This is a genomic window from Hymenobacter agri, from assembly GCF_054778495.1.
Window position 1 is genome coordinate 1 of sequence record NZ_BAAGZM010000613.1, and the last position, 2514, is coordinate 2514.

A 2514-nucleotide genomic window follows, 5' to 3' on the forward strand; every position below is an offset into this window, starting at 1 on the left:
GCGTGTGGGGCCCTACGCCCTGCGCCTTGTGCAGCAGCAGCCCGCCGCCACCCGTCCCGGCGTGCTGGCCCCCGGCGCCTGGCTCGACAATCCCCGCCTCGACGTAAGCCAACTCAACGGCGCGGGCACCTACTTCATTCAGCCGAAATACTACGACGAGCAGGGTATGGGTTTCCGCCGGTTCCGCGCCATGTATTTGCAGCGGCAGCACCTGCCGCCGTCGGTGTTTGCCAGCCAGGGCTTCGAACTGCTGCTGTATTTCGGCAACGCGCTGTTTCAGTACGGGCCCGGTTTCCAGGCTGGCCTGTCTGCCGCTAGCCAGACGCCCGGCGCTATCTTCCAGGGCGCCAGCTACCTGGGCGGCGCCCACGACAACCAGGTGGTGCCCATCATCAAGCTCAGCGGCCTGGAGTATCAGGTGCTGCGCTAATCGAAGGGTTGAGTTTTGAAGGTTGAGGGTTGAATCAGGTGGTCGGCTATGGCTATGCCACGCCTTCGCTCTTCCAATTCTCAACACGAAAAACTCAACCCTCAACCTTCAAAACTTAACCCTCAATAAAATGCTCAATCTCACCACTTCCGCTGCCCTTTTCGAACGCGCTAAAACCCTCATTCCCGGCGGTGTTAACTCGCCGGTTCGGGCTTTCCGCTCGGTGGGTGGTTCGCCGGTGTTTATGGCCAGCGCCGACGGGGCCTGGCTCACCGACGTTGACGGCAACCGCTACGTCGACTTCATCAACTCCTGGGGTCCGATGATTCTGGGCCACGCTCCGGCCGTGGTGCTCGACGCTGTGCGCGAGGCCCTGCCGCACTCGCTCAGCTTCGGTGCGCCCACCAACCGCGAGGTGGAGATGGCCGAGCTGATTCGGACCATGGTGCCCGGCGTGGAAAAAGTCCGGCTGGTGAACTCCGGTACCGAGGCGTGCATGTCGGCCATCCGGGCGGCCCGCGGCTACACCGGCCGCGCCAAAATTATCAAATTCGAAGGCTGCTACCACGGCCACGGCGACGCCTTCCTGATTGCCGCTGGCAGCGAAGCCCTCACCACCGGCGAGCCCGACTCGGCCGGCGTGACCCAGGGCGTGGCCCAGGACACGCTCACCGCGCCCTACAACGACCTAGCGGCCGTCGAAGCTCTCATCGCCGCCAATCCCGGCCAGGTAGCCGCCCTCATTCTGGAGCCCGTGGTGGGCAACATGGGCCTGGTAATTCCCGCCAAAGGCTTCCTGCAGAGCCTGCGCGACCTGTGCACCCAGCACGGCATCGTGCTCATTTTTGATGAGGTGATGACCGGCTTCCGCTTGGCCCAGGGCGGCGCGCAGGAGCTTTTTGGCATCACGGCCGACATGGTGACGCTGGGCAAAATCATCGGCGGTGGCCTGCCTGTGGGCGCGTACGGCGGCCGTGAAGACATCATGAACTGCGTGGCCCCGGCCGGCAAAGTGTACCAGGCCGGCACGCTCTCGGGCAACCCCATGGCCACGGCCGCCGGCATGGCCCAGCTGCGCTACCTGCACGAGCACCCCGAGCTTTACACGGCCCTCGAAGCCACCAGCGCCCGCCTCGCCGACGGCACCCGCCGGATTGCCGCCGAACTCGGCCTGAACTACACCGTGAACCGCGTGGGCTCCATGTACAGCCTGTTCTTCACCGATAAGCCGGTGAACAACCTCGACGACGCCAAACACTGCGATACCGCCGCTTTCGGCCGCTATTTCCACGCCATGCTGGAGCGCGGCATCTACCTCGCGCCCTCGCAATTTGAGGCCCTGTTCGTGTCCACGGCCATCAGCGACGAGCTAGTGGAGAAGTACCTTACCGCCTGCCGCGAGTCGTTGGTGGAGGCCCATCGCGCAAAGTAGCGCAAAGTGAAAAGCAAGTTTCGCAAAGGCTGATGAGCCTTTGCAGCCGCGGGCTGAACTCGGATGCCGTCTGGCCTCTGCCTTTGCGAAACTTAATTTTTCAACTTTGCGCAACCTTGCGCTTTACCTTTGCCCGATGCTGAAACGCCATCTGCTTGCCCTTTTTCTGCTGATTGCCACGTTTGCCCACGCCGAAACGCCGGCCCAGGCTAACAAACGCCTCTTCGACAAAACCATCGACGAGCTGAATTTCCGCACCATGGAAACGGTGTACGACAAGTCGTTCACCCGGGGTAAGTTTCCGCTCACGCTGCGTACCGCTGCCGCGCGCCGCAGCTTCGACGGCTTCGGTGATAATGCAGCGCTTAAGCAGCTGTTTATGAATTATAACGGCATTGCCGAGCGGTATAAAAACCGTTTTGGCAATGGCCCGCTCACGCTGGCGGAATTCGAAAAACAGCTGAAATCGGTATTGCTGGATAAGAACTTCGAGTTCTTCATTCACAACCTGCCGCGCGACGAGCGGGTGGCCCTCATCCGGGCCGAGCAGCGCCTCATTCAGCAGGCCAGTGCCCAGTTCAACGACTCCGGTGCGCCTGCCGAAGCCCTGCCCGCCGCCTCCACCGAGGCCCAGCCCGAAGCGCCCGTTACG

General features: G+C 62.6%; 2 protein-coding genes and 1 pseudogene. All 3 read left to right on the plus strand.

The genetic code is table 11. The annotated features are described in order from the left end of the window. Positions 1 to 430: pseudogene (locus ACYVDE_RS20120) on the plus strand (hypothetical protein); the annotation flags it as partial. A gap of 130 nt (positions 431 to 560) precedes the next feature. After that, positions 561 to 1862 carry a glutamate-1-semialdehyde 2,1-aminomutase gene (gene hemL, locus ACYVDE_RS20125; RefSeq protein WP_460503322.1) on the plus strand — a complete coding sequence of 434 codons (1302 nt, stop codon included), beginning with the start codon at positions 561 to 563 and terminating at the stop codon, positions 1860 to 1862. A gap of 136 nt (positions 1863 to 1998) precedes the next feature. Beyond that, positions 1999 to 2514: hypothetical protein (locus ACYVDE_RS20130; protein WP_460503323.1), on the plus strand; the 516-nt coding region annotated here is incomplete at its 3' end.